This window comes from Bacillus sp. EB V-12 (assembly GCF_056158125.1).
Genome location: NZ_JBUXJL010000001.1, coordinates 920,633 through 941,287, shown reverse-complemented (window position 1 = coordinate 941,287; position 20,655 = coordinate 920,633). Strand labels below are relative to the sequence as shown.

Here is a 20,655-nt window from a genome sequence, read left to right as displayed (position 1 = left end):
TCCTACTCTCATATCCTTATCTCACATTAAAATGTTCTTCTTTTACCCATGTGTTTTGCCCAATATCGATATAACCATCTTTTCTTGCAAAAATCCCATATGGATAAGATCCATCCACATTTCCTTTATAATTTCCATTTGGACCATCATATGTGTTAATGCCATAACCTGCGGGATATTTTGAGTAAGCATGGAACCACTCTACTTCAAAGTGTTCTTCTTTCGCCCACGCTTCCCAACCTAGACATAACATATTTTCATTCCCACCATACCAAGCAGCATCTATAATTAAATATGGCATTTTTGTATTAATGACATGACCTGTGAACCAAGCATCTTTTCCAGGACCACTATATAAATTGATGCCCCATCCTTCTGGGTATTTAGACGTTGCAATTCCCAGCCCTTTTGGTTGTAGTGGTTTATTGTTATCTTCATTAAATGCTTTGTTTATCTTCTCAATGAATTGATCCACTCTTCCTTCATCGAGCATTCGATGTGGGCAATGCTTTCCACTCCACGATTTATGTGTACGTACATTACTAATCGGTATATTGAATTGTTTCATTAACTGAGCAATAACAATTGCTGCATTATCCTCCGCCTTGTAATATCTATCCCCACCGCTTAGAGAATAGCAAATTTCCACTCCGATAGATTTACGATTACCATTTCCGTTACCATCACCTGCATGCCAAGCATTACGATCAAACAGAATACCTTGTACTGCTTCTTTGTCATCTACTGCAACATGAAACGACACTGAATTATTATTCCCAATCATATACGATATCTCATTTTCTGCTGATGCATCATTGTACGTATTATGTACTGTGATGAATTCTGGTGTCATTGTATTGGGACACTTTATACCATATTTACTTGGATCCACTAATTTTTTTCTAATTTCCATTACTGATTATCTCCTTTTTTATTTTTTATCATTTAAAATTCCACTGAATTATTAAGTACATCTAGAAACTAAATCCTCAGACAGGCCATATTCTATATAATGGGTTATGGTCCTCACATTCAAAAAAAGAAAAAGAGCAACTTTTTACATCAGTTGCTCTTTCAAAAATCGCACTCTATATTCCGCCCAGCATTTTACAGATATTACTCTCATCTCAAGAGGTATGATAACAAGTTTTTTCATCCTACTTAATACATGCTGATTTAAAGATATTATCTTACATTAAAATGCTCTTCTTTTACCCATGTGTTTTGTCCAATATCAATGTAACCATCTTTTCTCGCAAAAACACCATATGGATAAGATCCATCCACATTTCCTTTATAATTTCCATTTGGACCATCATATGTGTTAATACCATAACCTGCTGGATATTTTGAGTAAGCATAGAACCACTGCACTTCAAAGTGTTCTTCTTTTGCCCAGGCTTCCCAACCTAGACATAACATATTTTCATTCCCGCCATACCAAGCAGCATCTATAATTAAATATGGCATTTTTGTATTAATGACATGACCTGTAAACCAAGCATCTTTTCCAGGACCACTATATAAATTGATGCCCCATCCTTCTGGGTATTTAGACGTTGCAATTCCCAGCCCTTTTGGTTGTAGCGGTTTATCAGAAGGTTCAGTTGTACCACCACCGTCTCCTTTTCCTAAGTAGTCTAATGGATTCACAGCATTACTCTTATTGATGTTCCAAGACCCTTTATGCAATTCAAAATGCAAGTGTTGACCACTAGAATCCCCTGTGTTCCCCATAACCCCAATAGTTTGTCCTTGTGTAACATAATCACCTTCTTTTACTGTTCGAGAACCGCTACGCATATGGGCATATACTGTTTCCCATGTAACCCCATCAATAGTGTGCACAATCATAATACATTCACCATAACTGGATGAAATATAAGAACGACTAACTCGTCCGCTAGCTGCTGCATAAATTGGATGATAGCCCGATTCAGCAAGATCTATCCCATGATGATCTGGTCTGCTCCCCCGAAATCCACTTGTTACTCTCGTTGTATCTGTTGGATAAATAAATTTTGCCATAATAATCTTCCTTTCTATTCATACGTAATATAAAAAGGCACTTAAAAAAGCACCCTTTTATATTTTTTCTATATATTAAAATTTATAATTTAAAATCAAATAATAAAAAACTTTGTTATTACCTTACATTAAAATGTTCTTCTTTTACCCATGTGTTTTGTCCAATATCAATGTAACCATCTTTTCTCGCAAAAACACCATATGGATAAGATCCATCCACATTTCCTTTATAATTTCCATTTGGACCATCATATGTGTTAATACCATAACCTGCTGGATATTTTGAGTAAGCGTGGAACCACTGCACTTCAAAGTGTTCTTCTTTTGCCCAGGCTTCCCAACCTAAGCAAAGCATATTTTCATTCCCGCCATACCAAGCAGCATCTATAATTAAATATGGCATTTTTGTATTAATGACATGACCTGTAAACCAAGCATCTTTTCCAGGACCACTATATAAATTGATGCCCCATCCTTCTGGGTATTTAGACGTTGCAATTCCCAGTCCTTTTGGTTGTAACGGCTTATTGTCACCGCCACCAGTTCCTCCATCAAAATCTACATATTGTTTAACAATTTCAGAGTAGAAGAAATTCCCCCCGTTTTTATATCGATAACCACCATTGTAGGCAACAGCGATAGGGTTACTATATTTCACCATAGCACCGGTCGTATTTCCAAGTGATGGCGCAACAACCGTTTTAGAATACAGATCTGCCACCGGTAATGAATGCTGTTTATTGTTAGAAGCTAACCAGCGAAGGTAAGCTCGTCCAAAATTATACGATTGAACAATGGCACTTAAATCTGTAATGCCATTTTTCTTCGCATCATCAAAAGCACCCTTTAAATGCTTCACTCCGTAATAAATTGAATCTTTCGGGTTTTTAATTGTATTCATTGCCCATCCTTGTGATTCACTAGACTGCATAATATCAGGTGTCGTTTCAGAATTCCCTCCACTTTCCACCATAATAATTCCAAGCACGTAAGGAACTAACTCAGGTACACCTTGTGCAGAACATTCGCTTTCTACCATTGATTGCCAACGTAATACCTGTTGTGGCAAATTCTTTGTTTTGACTGAAGCAGCTAATAAACTCATCATTAAACATCTCCTCATTTTTCTATTATTTTCGCCTGTAAAACTACTACTTTACTAAATATAACTAGAAGCTAAAGACCTATTAATCCATCAAATCACTTCATATTACTCACCTTCTTTCACAACAAAAAGAGCAACCATAAAAATAGTTGCTCTTTCGTCGAAATCTTATATTACTACTATAAATCACTTTTTCAATACTTTCTGTACACTACATGTATCCTACAAAAAGGTAACACTAAAATCCATCTAAAAACTTGACAATCTTCCTTATTTCAGCATGTTTTCGGCGTATATAGCCTGTACTATAATGTAATTCAAACGCAATTTGCTCTAAAGTCATTCCATCAACATATTTCATTTTAAGTATTTGATGATCCAGTCCTGTAAACTTATTAATCAAAAGCTTTAAATCATACTCTTCATTCATTTTATGAGCTAATTCATATTCAATTGCTTCAATCCGCCCTTCTACCTTAGCCCCTTCCGATTCAGCGGTTAATCTTACATTTTGCAAATCACCGCTAATCCAACGCTTCAATTCGGCTTTTGATTTATCTAAGTTGTATTCTAAATAAGCAATTTCTTCTTCTAACTTCTTATAATCTTTGAGCCATTCGAACACTTACTGATTCACCCACTTCCGTTCTTTTTACAAAGTCTCTTAATACTAATTTAATAGCATGAATATGCTTATTAGCCTTTTCAATCTTTATTACTTGTAAATCATCTAGCATTTTTTCTTATGACCTATATTTATTTAACACTTCTTGTAATCTCTCACGCTCTTCATCAGTAGACTGCACGGTTTTTCTTTCCTCTTCTAGATTTGTTGATTCATCATCTTTATATAACCAATCGGGTACAATCTCTTTTCTATTTGAATACTTCCTACCTGTCCCGTTATATTTCTTTTTCTTGCTCATTTCGAAACGTCTATCTAGTATGGCCACATCAACTAATGTTTTAACTTCTTGCTCCTTCCAATTCCTCAATATAGCCTTAATGTAGTTCCATCTTGGCGCATTCTCATCAACGGCTTTATTAATTGCATGCTGAATTAACTCCCCACTAAACAAATTACAAAAACTCCCCAACTCTGCAATTGCAATTTCACTTAACGGAATGCCCATCCCCTTAATAAAGTTACAACTTACTTTAACCCTCTCATTGATGAATACACGAGATTCTAATTTATCCATATCATCATTATTATTTCGTTTATTAGTATTTAGTCTATTAGTATTTAGTAGTTTCTGATTTTCCTCATATGGCTTTACCACATCTTGGTTTTCCATTTGTGGCATGTTCCTTTGTGGCGTTTCGTAAATTTCCGTATCCCACCTTGTAATTTTTTTCGTATTCCCATCACGAATAGGATAACGTTTTACATAACCTAATTCTTTTAATTCCTTAAAACCTGTACGGAGCGAATCTTCTCCATCCTTAGCATGTCGAGCTAATTCGCTAATATGAAAAGTCCAATCGTCTGGTAATGTAAGCGCATAGGCTAAGATTCCTTTCGCTTTCCATGACAACCTTTCATCTTTTAAACCAGTATTATTTATAACGGAATAATTACTATCTTTTTTCACTCGAATAATCCCCATACTAGCCACCTCATCAATTCTCAAAAACGGTATTCAATGTTATACTTATCTAGAGATATTTTTTCTTATAGAATCCGCTGCAACGGATTCTTTTCTTATGCATTCATTCAAAACAATCATGCTATCCATATCTATTTTCTTCTAAACCTCTCTTATTCCTCAAGTTCAACATCCACTTGGATTTCGATATTCATTGGAATTTCTTGTGTTATACGAATCACATTTTGACTCATTCCTTTTTGAATAAGCTTTCTAACCTGCTCTTTTGCATCTTCTTTTGTTTTAAATTCACTGACAGTTGGTAACCCTGCTAAACTGCTAGTAATTACTAAAATCTTTCTTTGCATGTTCTTTCCTCCTACTGAATGTCTGCCATATTTATTTGTGAGTTTTTAACTGTAATTTCTTCATTTAAAACAGTTGGAATTGAATATTCTTCATTAATCATTTGTATTGCTCTATCCAAATGATAACGTTTAATAGCTTTATAACTATTCACACCAAATTCCCGATGTAACTGACTATAAATATCTCTATATAACTTCCTTCTAAGACCGATATCCTGATAAGAATTTGAATTTTTACCTCCCAATAACATAACACCTAACCTTTTTACAGCCCTTGTTATCTCTTCACACTCGATAGCATAAAGCGGCGTATTTTCTCGCAAACCCTTCACCTCAGACTTTATCTCTTGTATCTCCTGAGTATGTCCTTCTAACGCAGCAAATGTTAACTTTAAAACCCCCATTGGATCCTTTGGCACATTTTGTTGATTTTGTATATATTGCTTCATTCGTTTGAACTCTTTCATAAATTTGATTTTCATTCCAACCGCTTCTCTACTGGTATATCCCATAACAAGTAACGTGAATGCTTCTTCTGTTAAATCATATTTAGGGATTCGCCTATTCTTTGAATTAAAATAAGTGGACTCGTGAAAATTTTCTCCTCCAAACTCTTCACCTACATATACAATTTGTTTTCGAACTTCCTTCAAAACGTCGAAGTGATTTTTTTTGAATATCTTCGCAATTATCAAACTATCCGTTACTACTTTGCCATTAACTTCAAATACTAATGAACTATGTACTGATGAGTCAATTAATTGCCCCATCCTCATCTCCTCCTCACTACTAATTTTGGACTATCTTTATTGCATTGAGATAATTTCGCACTACGCATAATTCTTTACTTTCTTTTTACAAATTAACTAGTTATCGGAATTTAAATTAAATACTTTGATATGAACCCTCTTATTAAATCATCATTCAATAATTCGATTATAGGGTTACATTTTAAGTAAATTTCCTCCGATTTCAATTCGCTTCATTTTCTTCAAATTCAAAAAGATATTCCAAACTATGTTCTGGAAAAAAAGTTTTCTTAATTTCAAAAGCTTCATCATAATAAAAACGAAATTTACCATTTATTTTGTCGCTCACTGTTGCGTGGCGAAGTTTCAGATGCGAAGAAATTTGTGTAATCATAATTCTTTTTCTCGCCATCTCTGCACGCAAATTCGGATACATTGACTCACCACCTGTTTTTTGTACGATATTGCGTTCATTTCCATTTAAATATAAACTCAGTTTCGTATTTAGTCAACAAAAAAACGTATTTAAATACTCAATTTCGTATATTTTTCTATTTACTAACAATTTTAGTTAGGTTATGATATATACAGAAATACGCAATATCGTATACATTTTAATAAGAAAGATGGTGAAAGTAATGAAAAAAGCAGAGGTTGTAACACGCTTAATAAAAGAAGCTGGCTATAGCAAAAGAGCCTTCGCCGAAAAAATAGGTCTCCCCCCCACAACACTGCAATCCATGTTATCAAGAGGGATTGGTAAAGCGTCTGTTGATAATGTCATAAAAGTTTGTAAGGGATTAGGAATTACTACTGATGATTTAGAAAGACTCGCAACTCAAGAGGACAATACTGTTAAAGAAGAAGTTTCTATTTATGAAACCATCCAAAACGATCAATCAAACATTCTTCATATTCCTATCATTGGTTCTGTAGCAGCTGGTACACCAATATTCGCTGAAGAAAATATCGAAGGCTATTTACCCATGCTGAGTACATTTTTAAACAAACGTAAAAAGTATTTTTATCTTACTGTAAAAGGCACTAGCATGAATCTCGAATTCCCTGATGGTTCTTATGTTTTAGTAGAGGAAACTCCTTATGTTGAAAACGGACAAATTGCTGTTGTAAAAGTCAATGGTTATGATGCTACCGTGAAAAAGATTTCAAAATCCGGAAGCATCATTACTTTAATACCATTGAGTAATGACCCTATCCACGAACCAAAAACTTACGACCTTTCAGCTGAAGATGTAAAAATAATTGGTCGCGTTGTACAGGCAGTAAAGAATTATTAAGTTATAGCACAAGTGATTTAAAAAAGATAAAATCAATTCTTTTGAAAAGATTTTCTTAGTAACATGATTTAAAATAACCAAAAACAATCCATTATCTAGTAGTTAATATATCCAATAACTTCACTAAAAAAGCCCTGATACCGTAGTATCAAGGCTTTTTTAGTTCATAAATTATATAAAACTTACGTTTATCTGATAATGTTTTTCTATGATATCACTACTTGTTATTAATTATTGGCTTTTATGTGGCTATTTTTCATTTTGCAACCACATAAAATTGTAATAATAGGGAATTAAAAAACCCTTGATACGAGTTGTATCAAGGGTTCAAGCCTCTTAGTATAGAGACATATATTGATCGCGTTCCCATTGGTGAACTTGTGTTCTAAAGATATCCCACTCAATCTCTTTCGCTTCGATGAAGTGCTCAAGTAAGTGTTCTCCTAGTGCACCGCATACTACTTCATTAGATTGTAATGTAACTAATGCTTGCGCTAATGTTGCTGGTAAGTCAACGATACCTGCTTCTTCGCGCTCTTCTTTTGTCATTACATAGATGTTACGATCTACTGCTGCTGGTGGAGTTAATTTGTTTTTAATTCCATCAAGACCTGCAGCTAATAATGTAGCCATTACTAAATATGGGTTTGCAGCTGGGTCAACACTACGCACTTCTACGCGTGTACTAATACCACGAGATGCAGGGATACGTACTAACGGACTACGGTTTTGTGCAGACCATGCTACGTAACAAGGCGCTTCATATCCAGGTACTAGACGTTTATATGAGTTTACAGTTGGGTTTGCTATCGCTGTAAATGCTGGTGCATGTTTTAAAATACCTGCGATGAAGTGACGAGCATCATCACTTAATTGTAAGTCACCGTTTGCATCAAAGAATACGTTCTCACCATTTTTAAATAATGATAAGTTACAGTGCATACCTGAACCGTTCACACCGTATAGTGGTTTTGGCATAAACGTTGCGTGTAAACCATGTTTACGAGCAATTGTTTTTACAACAAGTTTGAATGTTTGAATGTCATCACATGAGCGAATTGCATTTGCATATTTAAAGTCAATTTCGTGCTGTCCTGGAGCAACCTCATGGTGAGATGCTTCAATTTCAAATCCCATTTCTTCAAGTTCAAGAACGATATCACGACGACAGTTTTCCCCTAGATCCATCGGCGCAAGGTCGAAGTATCCACCGTTATCGTTTAGTTCTAATGTTGGATTTCCTTTTTCATCAACCTTAAATAGGAAGAATTCTGGCTCTGGTCCAAGATTGAAGTCTGAAAATCCTAAAGCTTCCATTTCTTTTAACACACGTTTTAAGTTGTTACGTGGGTCTCCATCAAATGGAGTGCCATCTGCATTGTAAATATCACAGATTAGTCGAGCTACTTTACCTTTTTCAGCTGTCCAAGGGAAAATTACCCAAGTGTCTAAATCAGGATATAAATACATATCAGACTCTTCAATACGTACGAAACCTTCAATCGAAGATCCATCAAACATCATTTTGTTATCAAGAGCTTTCGTTAATTGTCTCACTGGAATCTCTACGTTTTTAATTACCCCTAAAAGGTCCGTAAATTGTAAACGGATATACTTTACATTCTCTTCTTTCGCCAAACGGAAAATATCTTCTTTTGTGTATCTAGACATTATAAATTCCTCCTTAGTCCCTCTAATCGCCTTCAGAATCAGTTATCTTTAGTGAAAAAATCTTGAAATGTCACCTTGTCGCAATGAAGTTCGATTGAATCTACCTGTATGTTGTAGTTCATCTCGAAGTATTTTGCGAAGCTCAGTTTTTGAAATTTCTTTCGTTTCTTCTTTTACTTTCACTGCTTCTGTTTGATTTTCTTTCATTAGTAACACTTGTTTAATACCAGCCATATTCAGGCCTTGATCTAACAAATCTTTAATTTCTAACAACTTATCTACATCGTTAAATGAAAATAATCTACGATTCCCCTTTGTACGGGTTGGAGAAACAAGATTATGCTCTTCATAGTAGCGAATTTGACGTGCAGACAATTGTGTTAAATCCATAACAATACCAATAGGAAACAGCGGGGCAGAACGTCTATCTTCTTTCATTTTTCAGTTCCTCCTTCGCCTTAACTGCTTCTCATTTTATACCATGTTATGTTTAGTGTCAATAGATGTTAGCTTTTCTTACATGATTTTTTATAATTTTTTTATGAATTTTTTCATTCTTTTTTCTAATCGCATAAATCATTACTTTTATACGAAAAAAGCTGCCAAAATCGACAGCTTCCCATTAAGAAATTATTAATAAATTCTTTTCAATCAATTCGTCAATCGCAGAACAAATCGCAATTTTAACATGCGAATACGTTAAGCCACCTTGCACATACGCAACATACGGTGGTCTAATTGGACCATCAGCAGACAATTCAATACTTGCACCTTGAATAAACGTTCCCGCCGCCATGATTACATCATCTTCATAACCTGGCATATAGTTTGCATACGGAGTAAAATGCGAATTAATTGGAGATGCATATTGAATCGCTTGGCAGAAGGCAATCATACGGTCTTTATCATCAAATTGAACCGATTGAATTAAGTCTGTTCTTGGCGCATTCCACGCTGGTGACGTGTTCATTCCTAACTTTTCTAAAAACGCAGCTGTAAAAATTGCACCTTTCAGCGCTTGTCCTGCAACATGTGGCGCTAAGAAGAACCCTTGATACATTTCTTGCAGACTGTATAAAGACGCTCCAGCTTCCGCACCAATTCCCGGAGACGTTAAACGATATGCACACGCTTCAACATACTGTTCTTTCCCGACAATATAACCACCAGTTTTAACAATTCCGCCGCCCGGGTTTTTAATAAGCGAACCCGCCATTAAATCTGCACCAACATGACATGGCTCTTGCTCTTCAATAAACTCGCCATAACAGTTATCTACAAACACAACAACATCAGGTTTAATTTCTTTAACAAACGCGATCATCTCTTTAATTTGAGAAATAGTAAACGATGGACGAGTAGCATAACCTTTCGAACGCTGAATACCGATCATTTTCGTATTATTATGAATCGCCGCTGCAACAGCCTCAAAATCAACAAGCCCAGCACTAGTTAGCGGAACTGCATTGTAACCGATATTATATTCTTTAAATGAACCTACACCTTTCCCACGTACACCAACAATTTCCTCTAACGTATCATACGGTTTCCCAGTGATATACAATAACTCATCTCCCGGGCGTAAAATACCAAATAACGCTGTAGAAATAGCGTGAGTACCTGAAATAATTTGCGGACGAACAAGTCCAGCTTCCGCCCCAAATACATCAGCATACACTTTTTCTAACGTATCACGGCCAATATCATCATAACCATAACCTGTTGTCGGGATAAAATGCGAGTCACTAATTTTATGTTTCCGAAAACTTTCTAATACACGAAACTGATTGCTTTCAATCACTTCATCCGCACGTTTATGTACTTCTGTAATCTGACTCTCTACTTCTTTTACAATTGGAGCAATTTTTTCTCCATTTTTCAAACGATCAAACATTTTTATTTTCTCCTTCTTCCACTAAAAATCTCTTTAATTGCACATTAAGCGATGAATGAGTAAAAATATACCCTGCACAATCATATACAAATTTATCTTCTAGAAACTCCATCTTTGCTAATAGAGTTTCCGTCTTTAAAAGCGTTAACAACTTACCTTCACTCGGAGGGATTTCCACTCGATAACAATCCATTTCTTTCTTCATCTTCGTTTCTATCGCTTCTTTTATACGCAATAAATCACTTTCTTCAAAAGCACTAGTCATTAAGAAATCACTTTTCGGAAACGGAATAAAGTTTTGATGTAATTCATCTTTTTTATTATATAACGTAATAATAGGAATATGGTTAATTTCAAGTTCTGATAATAATCGTTTTACTGTTTTTTCATGCCCTATGTAGTTAGGATCCGCGGAATCAACTACATGTAAAATGACATCTGCTTCCCCCGCTTCTTCTAGTGTCGAACGAAAAGCAGCGATTAATGAAGTGGGTAAATCTTGTATAAAACCAACAGTATCAGTTAGTAATACTGTATAACCAGAAGGTAACGGCATCTTCCTCGTCGTTGGGTCTAATGTTGCAAACAGAAGGTTTTCTTCAAACGTATCAGCTTCCGTTAATCTATTAAACAGTGTCGATTTCCCTGCATTTGTATACCCTATTAACGAAACTTGAAATACTTTATTATCTTTTCTTCTCTCACGATATCTTTTTCGATGTTCCACAACAACTGCAAGTTGTTTCTTTATTTCATCAATACGGGATCGAATATGACGACGATCCGTCTCTAATTTCGTCTCACCTGGTCCTCTCGTTCCAATACCACCACCAAGACGCGATAAGGACAATCCTTGCCCCATAAGACGCGGCATTGTATATTGCAACTGAGCTAATTCTACTTGAAGCTTACCTTCCCTCGACTTCGCACGTTGCGCAAAAATATCCAGTATTAGTTGCGTTCGATCAATTACTCTCGCATTTAATACTGAGGATAAATTCCGAATTTGACTCGGCGTTAATTCATTATTAAATACAATAACATCCGGCTCTAATTCTTCAGTTAACATTGTAAGCTCTTCTAATTTCCCTTTACCTATGTAAGTTGCCGGATGAAACTTTGGTCGTTTTTGCGTTGTTGACACTAACAATTCTGCTCGTGCAGTCTTCGCTAGTGATGCAAGCTCTTTCATGGAATGCATAAATTTTTCATCATCATCTTGTGGCAATTGACAGCCTACTAATATGACTTTTTCTTTTTCTTCCATCAAATATGTTCACTCATCCTTTTCGAAATTTAAACCTTCTAATATAATAGCAGAGGAAGCACATTTCATCTAGTTAGCGGGGGAGAAAATTCATGGCATGGGAGATTTTTAGCATCATAGGCACAATCGCTTTCGCACTAAGCGGAGCCATTGTTGCAATGGAAGAGGATTATGATATTTTCGGGGTGTATATTTTAGGAATGGCAACCGCATTTGGGGGAGGTGCCCTTCGTAATTTATTAATCGGTTATCCGATTGTCGCGTTTTGGCAACAAGACATGTTATTCCAAATCGCACTTTTATCAATGACTATTATTTTTCTTTTTCCAAATAAGTTAATTAGACATTGGAAAAAGTGGGAAAATATCACTGACGCTATCGGCTTATCAGCATTTGCTGTACAAGGAGCATTATATGCCCAAAAATTAAATTTACCAATTAGCGCCACAATTGTAGCAGCTGTTTTAACTGGTATTGGCGGCGGTATCATTCGCGATCTTTTAGCCCGCAGGAAACCTCTCGTTCTTCGAGCTGAAGTATATGCCTTTTGGACAATTTTAGCAGGTTTTTTAATTGGCGCTCAAATTATTGTTAGCGATTGGGCTCTTTACATTTTATTCATTTTAATTGTTTGCTTCCGCATGGTTTCTATTCATTACAAATGGCATTTACCACACAGACGTATCGAAACGAAAGAACGTTCAATCCATAAATAGCAATCTAACCTCTTTACATATCGTAAAGAGGTTTTTCTTTTCTAACGATTTTTTCTTTATATAATGTTTATACTAATTTTTAAAGTGAGGTGAATACAAATGACAAACCACGTTAATAAAGGAGCTCAAAAAAGTTCAGTAAACCAATTTGGACACGATCCTAATTCAGCACACGAAAAGAGCGCTAAAATGGAACGCTTCCATAAAGCGCACCAAGAAAAAGCAAAAAAAGAGTAAACGAACTTATACACAAAAATAGACGCACAGTTTATGTACTGTGCGTCTCCTCTTCGAGCATCAAATCCATACTCGATATTCCAATTAAATCATTTTTATCATACGTATCTTCTTGCAACAACCGCATCGCCTGTGTACGAATTGATTTTTCAACAATATTCCGTACATACCGCCCATTACTAAACGATGTAATTTGCGACGAATACTTCACCGCATGTAAATGATCCCTAAATTTCCATTCAGCTTCTTTTGATAACTGATATTCACGATCTTCATACATTCTCTTTCCAATTTCCAATAGCTGATTTACCGAGTAATCCGCAAATTCAATAATAAATGGAAAACGAGATTGCAGCCCTGGATTTAATGAAAGAAAGTGATTCATCTCTCTTGAATATCCAGCTAAAATCAATACAAAACCATGTTGTTTATCTTCCATATGTTTTACAAGCGTATCAATTGCTTCTTTTCCAAAGTCCTTCTCTCCTCCTCGAGCTAAAGAATACGCCTCATCAATAAACAAAATACCTCCCATTGCTTTTTTTATTAAGTCTCTTGTTTTTTGAGCTGTATGGCCGATGTACTCTCCTACAAGATCAGCACGTTCAGCTTCAACCAAGTGGCCTTTCGATAGAATATTCATCTCAAACAGCAATTTTCCTATCATTCTAGCAACAGTTGTCTTCCCTGTACCCGGATTCCCTTTAAACAGCATATGAAGCACTTGCTTCTCAGACTTCAATCCCTTCTCTTGTCTTTTTTTATTCACATAAATCCAAGCATATATTTCTTTTATTATCTTTTTTATATCATCCATCCCAACAAGCTTCCCCATCTCTTCTTCAATTCTCTGCAGCATTTCATGTTTAATTGTAGTTTCATTTGAAATTACCGTTTTATTTTCTGCGGCTGGCAAAGAAATTTTCTTTCGATGGTTTAACACAATATTAATTTGATTGTTGTTTTTCTTTCGCATCGATTGTTCCATACAATCACCTCATTTTATCCACTCACCAAATATTATTATTCCTGTCCCCCTTGTAAATGCCTATTTTCAGAAAAGTTTGCTATAATATAAGAAATAATTAAGGTGGTGGGACTATGGAGACAACGGAATTCCATGATACAATACAAGCCTTTTCTATTTTTTTATTGAATAAAGGCCGAAAACCCTCAACTATTAAACGTTATGTTTATGACGTTGAAGACTTCGGACATTGGTTAGAAAAAAACAAAAAGCTCCCTTCCAGTAATATATGGGCTACACTTTGTACAAAAGACTACGAAGATTACTTTTCCGATTTAAAAACGAATCGACATTACTCAGAAAAAACGATGCATCGTGTATTTATTGTACTAAATAGAATGCATCATTTTCTAAACATTCCTAACCCATTGAAAAATATGGAAATTTCTATTCAACCAGACCGTACACTTCGTAACGAAGATTTCATTTCACCTGATGAAGAAAAAAGGTTAAAGTATATAGTCACTTCATTAGAAGGACTTTCAGAAAAACAACTTCCTGTGCGCCCTTTATTAATGGATCGCAATATTGCTATTTTAAATCTATTGATTGACTACGGTTTATCCTTACAAGAACTTACAGCATTAACAATGCATCACGTTCACTTTGAAACTAACACATTATCAATCCCAGCAACCGCAGGTGTAGAAAGAACAATTACATTAGCAAAAGAAGACAAAAAACAACTATATAATTATTACAAAAGCATCCCGGAACCAGTTCGTCCTAAATACCATAGTGATGATCCATTATTTGTCGCATTCGATTTTAACCGTGGAACATACAGGTGGGTATATGAAAATGATGCACCAAAGGCATTAACGGAAATTGCTATACAAAAAATGATTCGCCTCGAAGTGGCTAGAGCCAATTTACGTAAAGGAATTTCAGGACAACATTTTCGTAACACCTATATTTTAAACTTAATAAAAAAAGAAACTCCTGAATCAGAAATTATAAAACTCGCTGGATTCAAATCAAAAATTTCATTAAAGCGATATTATCAATACGCAGAAAATAGAAAAAACGCCTTATTGTAAGGCGTTTTTTCTATTTTTTCTTTAAACAAACGATTTTATTATGACCATTTAACTAATTTCTGCATCTACTATGATGAGTTTCGTTCACATTTTCGTGAGAAAGGAGAGATTTAATGTCTCGTTATAACGACAATCAAAACAAATTCTCCAAACCATGCTTTCCAAGTAGCGCCGGACGAATTCCAAATACTCCATCAATCCCAATTACTAAAGCTCAACTTAGAACATTTCGTGCGATTATTATTGATTTAACAAAAATAATCCCAAAACTTTTCGCAAATCCATCTCCCCAAAATATTGAAGATCTAATCGATACATTGAACCTACTGAGTAAATTTATTTGTTCACTAGACGCTACTTCCTCCCTGAAAGCACAAGGGTTAGCTATTATTAAAAACTTAATAACTATATTAAGAAATCCAACCTTTGTAGCAAGCGCTGTATTTATTGAGCTTCAAAATCTCATTAACTATTTACTATACATTACAAAATTATTCCGAATTGACCCTTGCACACTTCAAGAGCTCCTTAAATTAATAGCAGCATTACAAACTGCTCTAGTTAATTCTGCTTCGTTCATTCAAGGACCTACCGGACCTACTGGACCAGCAGGCGCTACTGGTGCCACTGGGCCTCGAGGTAACACGGGCGCTACTGGCGCTACCGGTGCCACTGGGCCTCGAGGTAACACGGGCGCTACTGGCGCTACCGGTGCCACTGGGCCTCGAGGTAACACGGGCGCTACTGGACCTACCGGTGCCACTGGGCCTCGAGGTAACACGGGCGCTACTGGACCTACCGGTGCCACTGGGCCTCGAGGTAACACGGGCGCTACTGGTGCCACTGGACCTCAAGGTAACACGGGCGCTACTGGACCTACCGGTGCCACTGGGCCCCGAGGTAACACAGGCGCTACTGGCGCCACTGGACCTCAAGGTAACACGGGCGCTACTGGCGCTACTGGACCTCAAGGTAACACAGGTGCTACTGGTGCCACTGGGCCTCGAGGTAACACGGGTGCTACTGGCGCTACTGGACCTCAAGGTAACACAGGTGCTACTGGTGCCACTGGACCTCGAGGTAACACGGGTGCTACTGGCGCTACTGGACCTCAAGGTAACACAGGTGCTACTGGCGCTACTGGACCTCAAGGTAACACAGGTGCTACTGGTGCCACTGGACCTCGAGGTAACACGGGTGCTACTGGCGCTACTGGACCTCAAGGTAACACAGGTGCTACTGGTGCCACTGGACCTCGAGGTAACACGGGCGCTACTGGCGCTACTGGACCTCAAGGTGTTCAAGGTAACACAGGTGCTACCGGCGCTACTGGTGCCACTGGACCTCAGGGTGTTCAAGGTAACACAGGTGCTACCGGCGCTACTGGTGCCACTGGACCTCAGGGTGTTCAAGGTAACACAGGTGCTACCGGCGCTACTGGTGCTACTGGACCTCAAGGTGTTCAAGGTAACACAGGTGCTACTGGCGCTACTGGTGCTACTGGACCTCAGGGTGTTCAAGGTAACACAGGTGCTACTGGTGCCACTGGACCTCAGGGTGTTCAAGGTAACACAGGTGCTACCGGCGCTACTGGTGCTACTGGACCTCAGGGTGTTCAAGGTAACACGGGTGCTACCGGCGCTACTGGCGCTACTGGACCTCAAGGTGTTCAAGGTAACACAGGTGCTACCGGCGCTACTGGTGCTACTGGGCCTCAGGGTGTTCAAGGTAACACAGGTGCTACCGGCGCTACTGGTGCTACTGGACCTCAAGGTGTTCAAGGTAACACAGGTGCTACCGGCGCTACTGGTGCTACTGGACCTCAAGGTGTTCAAGGTAACACAGGTGCTACCGGCGCTACTGGTGCTACTGGACCTCAGGGTGTTCAAGGTAACACAGGTGCTACCGGCGCTACTGGTGCTACTGGACCTCAGGGTGTTCAAGGTAACACAGGTGCTACCGGCGCTACTGGTGCTACTGGACCTCAAGGTAACACGGGTGCCACTGGCGCTACTGGTATAGGAGTTACCGGACCTACTGGACCTTCTGGCGGGCCTCCTGGACCTACTGGACCTCAAGGTGTTCAAGGTAACACAGGTGCTACTGGTGCTACTGGACCTCAAGGTGTTCAAGGTAACACAGGTGCTACCGGTGCTACTGGACCTCAAGGTGTTCAAGGTAACACAGGTGCTACTGGTGCTACTGGACCTCAAGGTGTTCAAGGTAACACAGGTGCTACTGGTGCCACTGGACCTCAGGGTGTTCAAGGTAACACAGGTGCTACTGGTGCTACTGGACCTCAGGGTGTTCAAGGTAACACGGGTGCTACGGGTGCTACTGGCGTTACCGGTGCCACTGGACCTCAAGGTGTTCAAGGTAACACAGGCTCTACCGGGCCTCAAGGCATTCAAGGACCAACGGGTGCTACCGGCGCTACTGGCATAGGAGTTACTGGACCTACTGGGCCAACTGGACCTAGCTTCCCTATAGCAACAATTGTTGTAACAAACAATATTCAGCAAACAGTACTGCAATTTAATAACTTTATTTTTAGTACTGCAATTAACATAAACAATATTATCTTCAACGGCACAGATACAGTTACTGTTATTAACGGTGGTATTTATGTAATTAGCGTATCCATTTCTACAACTGCGCCAGGATGCGCTCCACTCGGAGTAGGAATTTCAATTAATGGAGCAGTCGCAACTGATAATTTCTCTTCAAATTTAATAGGCGACTCACTTTCATTTACTACAATAGAAACATTAGCAGCTGGTGCAAGAATCTCTGTCCAATCTACTCTTAATGAGATTACGATCCCTGCGACAGGAAATACTAACATCCGCCTTACTGTATTTAGAATCGCTTAAATTTCACTATATATTGTTTATGACAAATAAAAAAAGAGCGAGGAAACTCGCTCTTTTTTGTTATGTACAATAATTCATTACTATTCTAATTCAATTGAAACATTTTTTTGTGGTACAAATGTAGAAATTGCATGTTTATAAATAAGCTGTTGCTTACCTTCTGTTTCCAGCAGGACTGTAAAATTATCAAATCCTTTAATTAGTCCACGAAGCTGGAAACCATTTAATAAGTACAGCGTAACAAACGTATTTTCTTTACGGAGTTGATTTAAAAACTGATCTTGAATATTGATTGATTGCTTCATGTCGAATCCTCCTCTTTTTCTCTACTTACTATTATTCGACTTTACTTGTAACTTTCCTTCTATGTATCGTAAAATTTCTGACGTTTTTTCACCGTTTGTAACATCAAACCACGTGACATCCATTTTATTACGGAACCACGTTAATTGACGCTTTGCATAACGACGCGAATTCGTCTTTAATTGTGATACCGCATCTTCTAAAGAGACTCGATTCTCAAAATAATCATAGATTTCTTTATATCCAATCGCTTGAATAGATTGACAATCTCGTATCCCTCTATTATACAGCCCTTCTACTTCCTCTAATAGGCCTTGTTCCATCATCAAATCCACTCGTAAGTTAATGCGATCGTATAGCATTTCTCGATCCATTGTCAAGCCAATTAATGAAACATCATAGAGTAACTCTTTTTCTTGTTTCTCAATTTGTTCACTCATTTTTTCACCCGACGTGTGGAAAATTTCTAATGCCCGAATGACACGTCGTACATTATTTGCATGAATACGCTCCGCACTTTCTGGATCTACTTCTTGCAATTTTTTATGTACATATTCCACACCGCGTTCTAAAGCTAACTTTTCCATTTGCTCTCGGTATATCACATCACCAGCATCATCTGTAAACTGATAATCGAATAAAACAGATTGTATATAAAGACCGGTCCCACCAACTATAATTGGTAATTTACCACGTTCTGTAATTTCTCGAATATGCTTGCGAACACGTTCTTGAAATTCCGCGACAGAAAATGAATCTTCCGGATTTTTTATATCGATCATATAATGTGGAATTCCGTCCATCTCTGCTTTTGTTACCTTTGCAGTTCCAATATCCATCGTTCGATAGATCTGCATGGAATCACCACTAATAATTTCACCGTTCAACGCTTTGGCAAGATCGATACTTAACTTCGTCTTTCCAACAGCAGTTGGTCCAATGATGACAGCAACTTTTTCACGTTGCACTTCTCCCATATCATTCAACTCTCTTTATGTAATATACTCCATCTATTGATTATACCCAATCTTACCAATTTTAACGGCATGATTGCAAGTTCTTTCATTTCGGTACATGAAATTACACAGAAAAAAGAACATAGTTTGTCCAATTCTGCATATACATGATAAAAATAGTTTCGAGAGGATGAGTTAACTATGAAACAATCCACCATCAATTTTTCATCTTTGACAAAAGACCTCATTTTAGCCACTTCTACAAAAGAACAAAATTGTTCACAAGAGGAATTATACTTCGCCCTAAATTGTTTACTACGGGCTTTTCATTCTACTCTCCATGAAACAACATTACATCCAGAAAATAAAAATACAGAATATATACAAACGCAATTTTGCAGTGCATATAAAATTATCACAGGTAAAACTATTTATCCATTTCAATAATCCATAAAAAGCGGCTGCTTACATAGTTTCAAGCAACCGCTTTTTATATTAATATCGATAACCTATTGTATAACTTTCACTTTTACAGATTTGCGCCCCCAGCTATTAGCACTACCATCTGAACCGACTAATACATCAATACGATTTCCTTTAATCGCACCACCGGTGTCTCCAGCAATCGCTTCTCCATATCCTTCTACCCATACTTTTGATCCAAGCGGAATTACTTTCGGATCAACAGCAATTACTTTCATATTTGGATTTGCTGTTAAATCATGCCCCATTGCAGTTAATACACGACCACCATACGAACCATTCTCACTCGGATCTGCTGTATATGCCGTCGCTTCTACTGTAATTTCACGACCACCAGTAGGCGCACTTGTTTCAGTAGATTTTGCAACTGGTTTTGCAGCCGGTTTTTCTTTTACCACAGGTTTACTTGATTCTACATTCTTAATAGAATCGTTACTCTTAACAGACTCTTTATTCTTAACTACTGTATTATTTTTAACTGGCGTATTTGTTCTAGCTGGCGCTTCTTCTTGAGCTACAACCTCTTTCTTTTCGATTACAGGTGCTGTTCCTGTTAAAAATGGCACGTGAACATATCCAACTTTTCCATTGTAGTCGAATTGTAACCATTCATTTTGAACTTGATTCGTCGTTTCAATCACATCATTTTTATTAAGTTTACCTAAAATTTCAGAATCAGTATTCGCTCCAGCACGAACATTTAATACGCCCGCCGTTACATAATATGTGCTCTTTGTAAAATCGGCACTTACAAACGCTTCCTTACCGTTCAACTTAATTTTTGTCCATCCATTTTCTGTATTTATAACATCTAGTGTATTCCCACTGAACACTTTACCTACAAGCTTTGACTCTACATTTGGGTTTTCTCTAACATTTAATACGTCTGTTGTTACAATTGTTTCCGCTTTAGCAGAACCCGCAAAAATCCCAAGACCAAAAACTGCTGCTGTTGCTATACCTAATAATTTTTTCATGAATAGCCTCCATTTGCTTTGTTTTCGTATTTTCATTATAGCAACAGATTTTTAGAATTTTTAGAAATCACACA

Annotated in this window: 22 protein-coding genes; 6 read left to right on the top strand and 16 right to left on the bottom strand. The window is 37.4% G+C overall.

Annotated elements, in window-relative coordinates; all coding sequences use genetic code 11:
- Nucleotides 1-16: 16 nt before the first annotated feature.
- The 8 genes from ACZDYH_RS04930 to ACZDYH_RS04895 all read right to left on the bottom strand — a co-directional run bounded on the left by ACZDYH_RS04930 (nucleotide 17) and on the right by ACZDYH_RS04895 (nucleotide 6,275).
- Nucleotides 17-913: a peptidoglycan recognition protein family protein gene (locus tag ACZDYH_RS04930; protein WP_016123244.1), complete on the bottom strand. Its 897-nt coding sequence runs from the start codon at nucleotides 911-913 to the stop codon at nucleotides 17-19.
- Nucleotides 914-1,185: 272 nt separating this feature from the next.
- Complete coding sequence (locus tag ACZDYH_RS04925) at nucleotides 1,186-2,028, bottom strand: M23 family metallopeptidase (protein WP_088363553.1); 843 nt, start codon at nucleotides 2,026-2,028, stop codon at nucleotides 1,186-1,188.
- Nucleotides 2,029-2,146: 118 nt separating this feature from the next.
- Nucleotides 2,147-3,133, bottom strand: coding sequence for a lysozyme family protein (locus ACZDYH_RS04920; RefSeq protein ID WP_033692154.1), 987 nt, complete (start codon nucleotides 3,131-3,133; stop codon nucleotides 2,147-2,149).
- 238 nt (nucleotides 3,134-3,371) lie between these two features.
- Nucleotides 3,372-3,758, bottom strand: coding sequence for a DUF1492 domain-containing protein (locus tag ACZDYH_RS04915; protein ID WP_000464425.1), 387 nt, complete (start codon nucleotides 3,756-3,758; stop codon nucleotides 3,372-3,374).
- A 118-nt stretch (nucleotides 3,759-3,876) separates the two neighbouring features.
- On the bottom strand, nucleotides 3,877-4,743 hold the full coding sequence (locus tag ACZDYH_RS04910; RefSeq protein ID WP_088363552.1) for a DnaD domain protein: 867 nt from the start codon (nucleotides 4,741-4,743) through the stop codon (nucleotides 3,877-3,879).
- Nucleotides 4,744-4,895: 152 nt separating this feature from the next.
- On the bottom strand, nucleotides 4,896-5,090 hold the full coding sequence (locus ACZDYH_RS04905; RefSeq protein WP_001189065.1) for a hypothetical protein: 195 nt from the start codon (nucleotides 5,088-5,090) through the stop codon (nucleotides 4,896-4,898).
- Nucleotides 5,091-5,101: 11 nt separating this feature from the next.
- The gene (locus ACZDYH_RS04900; RefSeq protein WP_006920058.1) at nucleotides 5,102-5,860 is read right to left on the bottom strand and encodes a phage regulatory protein; all 759 of its coding nucleotides are present in this window, start codon (nucleotides 5,858-5,860) and stop codon (nucleotides 5,102-5,104) included.
- Between the two features lie 202 nt (nucleotides 5,861-6,062).
- The gene (locus ACZDYH_RS04895; protein ID WP_000283431.1) at nucleotides 6,063-6,275 is read right to left on the bottom strand and encodes a hypothetical protein; all 213 of its coding nucleotides are present in this window, start codon (nucleotides 6,273-6,275) and stop codon (nucleotides 6,063-6,065) included.
- A gap of 202 nt (nucleotides 6,276-6,477) precedes the next feature.
- On the opposite strand from ACZDYH_RS04895, the gene ACZDYH_RS04890 reads away from it, so the two are divergent.
- Nucleotides 6,478-7,137 (top strand): LexA family protein, encoded by a 660-nt coding sequence (locus ACZDYH_RS04890; protein WP_033692152.1) that lies wholly within the window; start codon nucleotides 6,478-6,480, stop codon nucleotides 7,135-7,137.
- Nucleotides 7,138-7,473: 336 nt separating this feature from the next.
- On the opposite strand, the gene glnA is transcribed toward ACZDYH_RS04890, so the two are convergent.
- From glnA to hflX, 4 genes are all read right to left on the bottom strand, one after another.
- Nucleotides 7,474-8,808 carry a type I glutamate--ammonia ligase gene (gene glnA, locus ACZDYH_RS04885; protein WP_000092763.1) on the bottom strand — a complete coding sequence of 445 codons (1,335 nt, stop codon included), beginning with the start codon at nucleotides 8,806-8,808 and terminating at the stop codon, nucleotides 7,474-7,476.
- A gap of 48 nt (nucleotides 8,809-8,856) precedes the next feature.
- Nucleotides 8,857-9,246 (bottom strand): transcriptional repressor GlnR, encoded by a 390-nt coding sequence (gene glnR / locus ACZDYH_RS04880; RefSeq protein ID WP_000656783.1) that lies wholly within the window; start codon nucleotides 9,244-9,246, stop codon nucleotides 8,857-8,859.
- A gap of 184 nt (nucleotides 9,247-9,430) precedes the next feature.
- A complete protein-coding gene (locus ACZDYH_RS04875) occupies nucleotides 9,431-10,702 on the bottom strand; it encodes a methionine gamma-lyase family protein (protein ID WP_000460304.1) in 1,272 nt (423 codons plus the stop codon).
- On the bottom strand, nucleotides 10,695-11,969 hold the full coding sequence (gene hflX / locus ACZDYH_RS04870) for a GTPase HflX (protein ID WP_000391407.1): 1,275 nt from the start codon (nucleotides 11,967-11,969) through the stop codon (nucleotides 10,695-10,697). The genes ACZDYH_RS04875 and hflX overlap by 8 nt, the downstream gene beginning before the upstream one ends.
- 92 nt (nucleotides 11,970-12,061) lie before the next feature.
- Between hflX and ACZDYH_RS04865 the strand changes: the two genes are divergently transcribed.
- Together ACZDYH_RS04865 and ACZDYH_RS04860 are read left to right on the top strand one after the other, a co-directional pair.
- Nucleotides 12,062-12,685 carry a trimeric intracellular cation channel family protein gene (locus tag ACZDYH_RS04865; RefSeq protein WP_000312266.1) on the top strand — a complete coding sequence of 208 codons (624 nt, stop codon included), beginning with the start codon at nucleotides 12,062-12,064 and terminating at the stop codon, nucleotides 12,683-12,685.
- A gap of 99 nt (nucleotides 12,686-12,784) precedes the next feature.
- Nucleotides 12,785-12,922, top strand: a complete 138-nt coding sequence (locus ACZDYH_RS04860; protein ID WP_000181505.1) for a hypothetical protein — start codon at nucleotides 12,785-12,787, stop codon at nucleotides 12,920-12,922.
- A gap of 31 nt (nucleotides 12,923-12,953) precedes the next feature.
- Here ACZDYH_RS04860 and spoVK read toward each other — a convergent pair whose 3' ends face one another.
- Complete coding sequence (gene spoVK, locus ACZDYH_RS04855) at nucleotides 12,954-13,910, bottom strand: stage V sporulation protein K (protein ID WP_000438177.1); 957 nt, start codon at nucleotides 13,908-13,910, stop codon at nucleotides 12,954-12,956.
- Nucleotides 13,911-14,023: 113 nt separating this feature from the next.
- Between spoVK and ACZDYH_RS04850 the strand changes: the two genes are divergently transcribed.
- On the top strand, nucleotides 14,024-14,989 hold the full coding sequence (locus tag ACZDYH_RS04850; protein ID WP_000450326.1) for a tyrosine-type recombinase/integrase: 966 nt from the start codon (nucleotides 14,024-14,026) through the stop codon (nucleotides 14,987-14,989).
- Nucleotides 14,990-15,102: 113 nt separating this feature from the next.
- Entirely contained in the window at nucleotides 15,103-17,862 is a 2,760-nt protein-coding gene (locus ACZDYH_RS04845) for a Gly-Xaa-Xaa repeat protein (protein ID WP_474885784.1), read from the top strand.
- An 80-nt stretch (nucleotides 17,863-17,942) separates the two neighbouring features.
- Here ACZDYH_RS04845 and hfq read toward each other — a convergent pair whose 3' ends face one another.
- Together hfq and miaA are read right to left on the bottom strand one after the other, a co-directional pair.
- Nucleotides 17,943-18,167, bottom strand: a complete 225-nt coding sequence (hfq, locus tag ACZDYH_RS04840) for an RNA chaperone Hfq (RefSeq protein WP_000813896.1) — start codon at nucleotides 18,165-18,167, stop codon at nucleotides 17,943-17,945.
- Nucleotides 18,168-18,188: 21 nt separating this feature from the next.
- Nucleotides 18,189-19,142 (bottom strand): tRNA (adenosine(37)-N6)-dimethylallyltransferase MiaA, encoded by a 954-nt coding sequence (gene miaA, locus ACZDYH_RS04835; RefSeq protein WP_000504928.1) that lies wholly within the window; start codon nucleotides 19,140-19,142, stop codon nucleotides 18,189-18,191.
- Nucleotides 19,143-19,322: 180 nt separating this feature from the next.
- Between miaA and ACZDYH_RS04830 the strand changes: the two genes are divergently transcribed.
- Nucleotides 19,323-19,568 (top strand): hypothetical protein, encoded by a 246-nt coding sequence (locus tag ACZDYH_RS04830; protein ID WP_000814429.1) that lies wholly within the window; start codon nucleotides 19,323-19,325, stop codon nucleotides 19,566-19,568.
- A gap of 62 nt (nucleotides 19,569-19,630) precedes the next feature.
- Here ACZDYH_RS04830 and entD read toward each other — a convergent pair whose 3' ends face one another.
- Nucleotides 19,631-20,581 carry a cell wall-binding protein EntD gene (gene entD, locus ACZDYH_RS04825; RefSeq protein ID WP_000734610.1) on the bottom strand — a complete coding sequence of 317 codons (951 nt, stop codon included), beginning with the start codon at nucleotides 20,579-20,581 and terminating at the stop codon, nucleotides 19,631-19,633.
- Nucleotides 20,582-20,655 lie beyond the last annotated feature (74 nt).

Bases quoted from the DNA above. Each gene is read 5' to 3' on its own strand.
- ACZDYH_RS04930 (WP_016123244.1), bottom strand. From the start codon at position 913: ATGGAAATTAGAAAAAAATTAGTGGATCCAAGTAAATATGGTATAAAG.
- ACZDYH_RS04925 (WP_088363553.1), bottom strand. From the start codon at position 2,028: ATGGCAAAATTTATTTATCCAACAGATACAACGAGAGTAACAAGTGGA.
- ACZDYH_RS04920 (WP_033692154.1), bottom strand. From the start codon at position 3,133: ATGAGTTTATTAGCTGCTTCAGTCAAAACAAAGAATTTGCCACAACAG.
- ACZDYH_RS04910 (WP_088363552.1), bottom strand. From the start codon at position 4,743: ATGGGGATTATTCGAGTGAAAAAAGATAGTAATTATTCCGTTATAAAT.
- ACZDYH_RS04905 (WP_001189065.1), bottom strand. From the start codon at position 5,090: ATGCAAAGAAAGATTTTAGTAATTACTAGCAGTTTAGCAGGGTTACCA.
- ACZDYH_RS04900 (WP_006920058.1), bottom strand. From the start codon at position 5,860: ATGGGGCAATTAATTGACTCATCAGTACATAGTTCATTAGTATTTGAA.
- ACZDYH_RS04895 (WP_000283431.1), bottom strand. From the start codon at position 6,275: ATGTATCCGAATTTGCGTGCAGAGATGGCGAGAAAAAGAATTATGATT.
- ACZDYH_RS04890 (WP_033692152.1), top strand. From the start codon at position 6,478: ATGAAAAAAGCAGAGGTTGTAACACGCTTAATAAAAGAAGCTGGCTAT.
- glnA (WP_000092763.1), bottom strand. From the start codon at position 8,808: ATGTCTAGATACACAAAAGAAGATATTTTCCGTTTGGCGAAAGAAGAG.
- glnR (WP_000656783.1), bottom strand. From the start codon at position 9,246: ATGAAAGAAGATAGACGTTCTGCCCCGCTGTTTCCTATTGGTATTGTT.
- ACZDYH_RS04875 (WP_000460304.1), bottom strand. From the start codon at position 10,702: ATGTTTGATCGTTTGAAAAATGGAGAAAAAATTGCTCCAATTGTAAAA.
- hflX (WP_000391407.1), bottom strand. From the start codon at position 11,969: ATGGAAGAAAAAGAAAAAGTCATATTAGTAGGCTGTCAATTGCCACAA.
- ACZDYH_RS04865 (WP_000312266.1), top strand. From the start codon at position 12,062: ATGGCATGGGAGATTTTTAGCATCATAGGCACAATCGCTTTCGCACTA.
- ACZDYH_RS04860 (WP_000181505.1), top strand. From the start codon at position 12,785: ATGACAAACCACGTTAATAAAGGAGCTCAAAAAAGTTCAGTAAACCAA.
- spoVK (WP_000438177.1), bottom strand. From the start codon at position 13,910: ATGGAACAATCGATGCGAAAGAAAAACAACAATCAAATTAATATTGTG.
- ACZDYH_RS04850 (WP_000450326.1), top strand. From the start codon at position 14,024: ATGGAGACAACGGAATTCCATGATACAATACAAGCCTTTTCTATTTTT.
- ACZDYH_RS04845 (WP_474885784.1), top strand. From the start codon at position 15,103: ATGTCTCGTTATAACGACAATCAAAACAAATTCTCCAAACCATGCTTT.
- hfq (WP_000813896.1), bottom strand. From the start codon at position 18,167: ATGAAGCAATCAATCAATATTCAAGATCAGTTTTTAAATCAACTCCGT.
- miaA (WP_000504928.1), bottom strand. From the start codon at position 19,142: ATGGGAGAAGTGCAACGTGAAAAAGTTGCTGTCATCATTGGACCAACT.
- ACZDYH_RS04830 (WP_000814429.1), top strand. From the start codon at position 19,323: ATGAAACAATCCACCATCAATTTTTCATCTTTGACAAAAGACCTCATT.
- entD (WP_000734610.1), bottom strand. From the start codon at position 20,581: ATGAAAAAATTATTAGGTATAGCAACAGCAGCAGTTTTTGGTCTTGGG.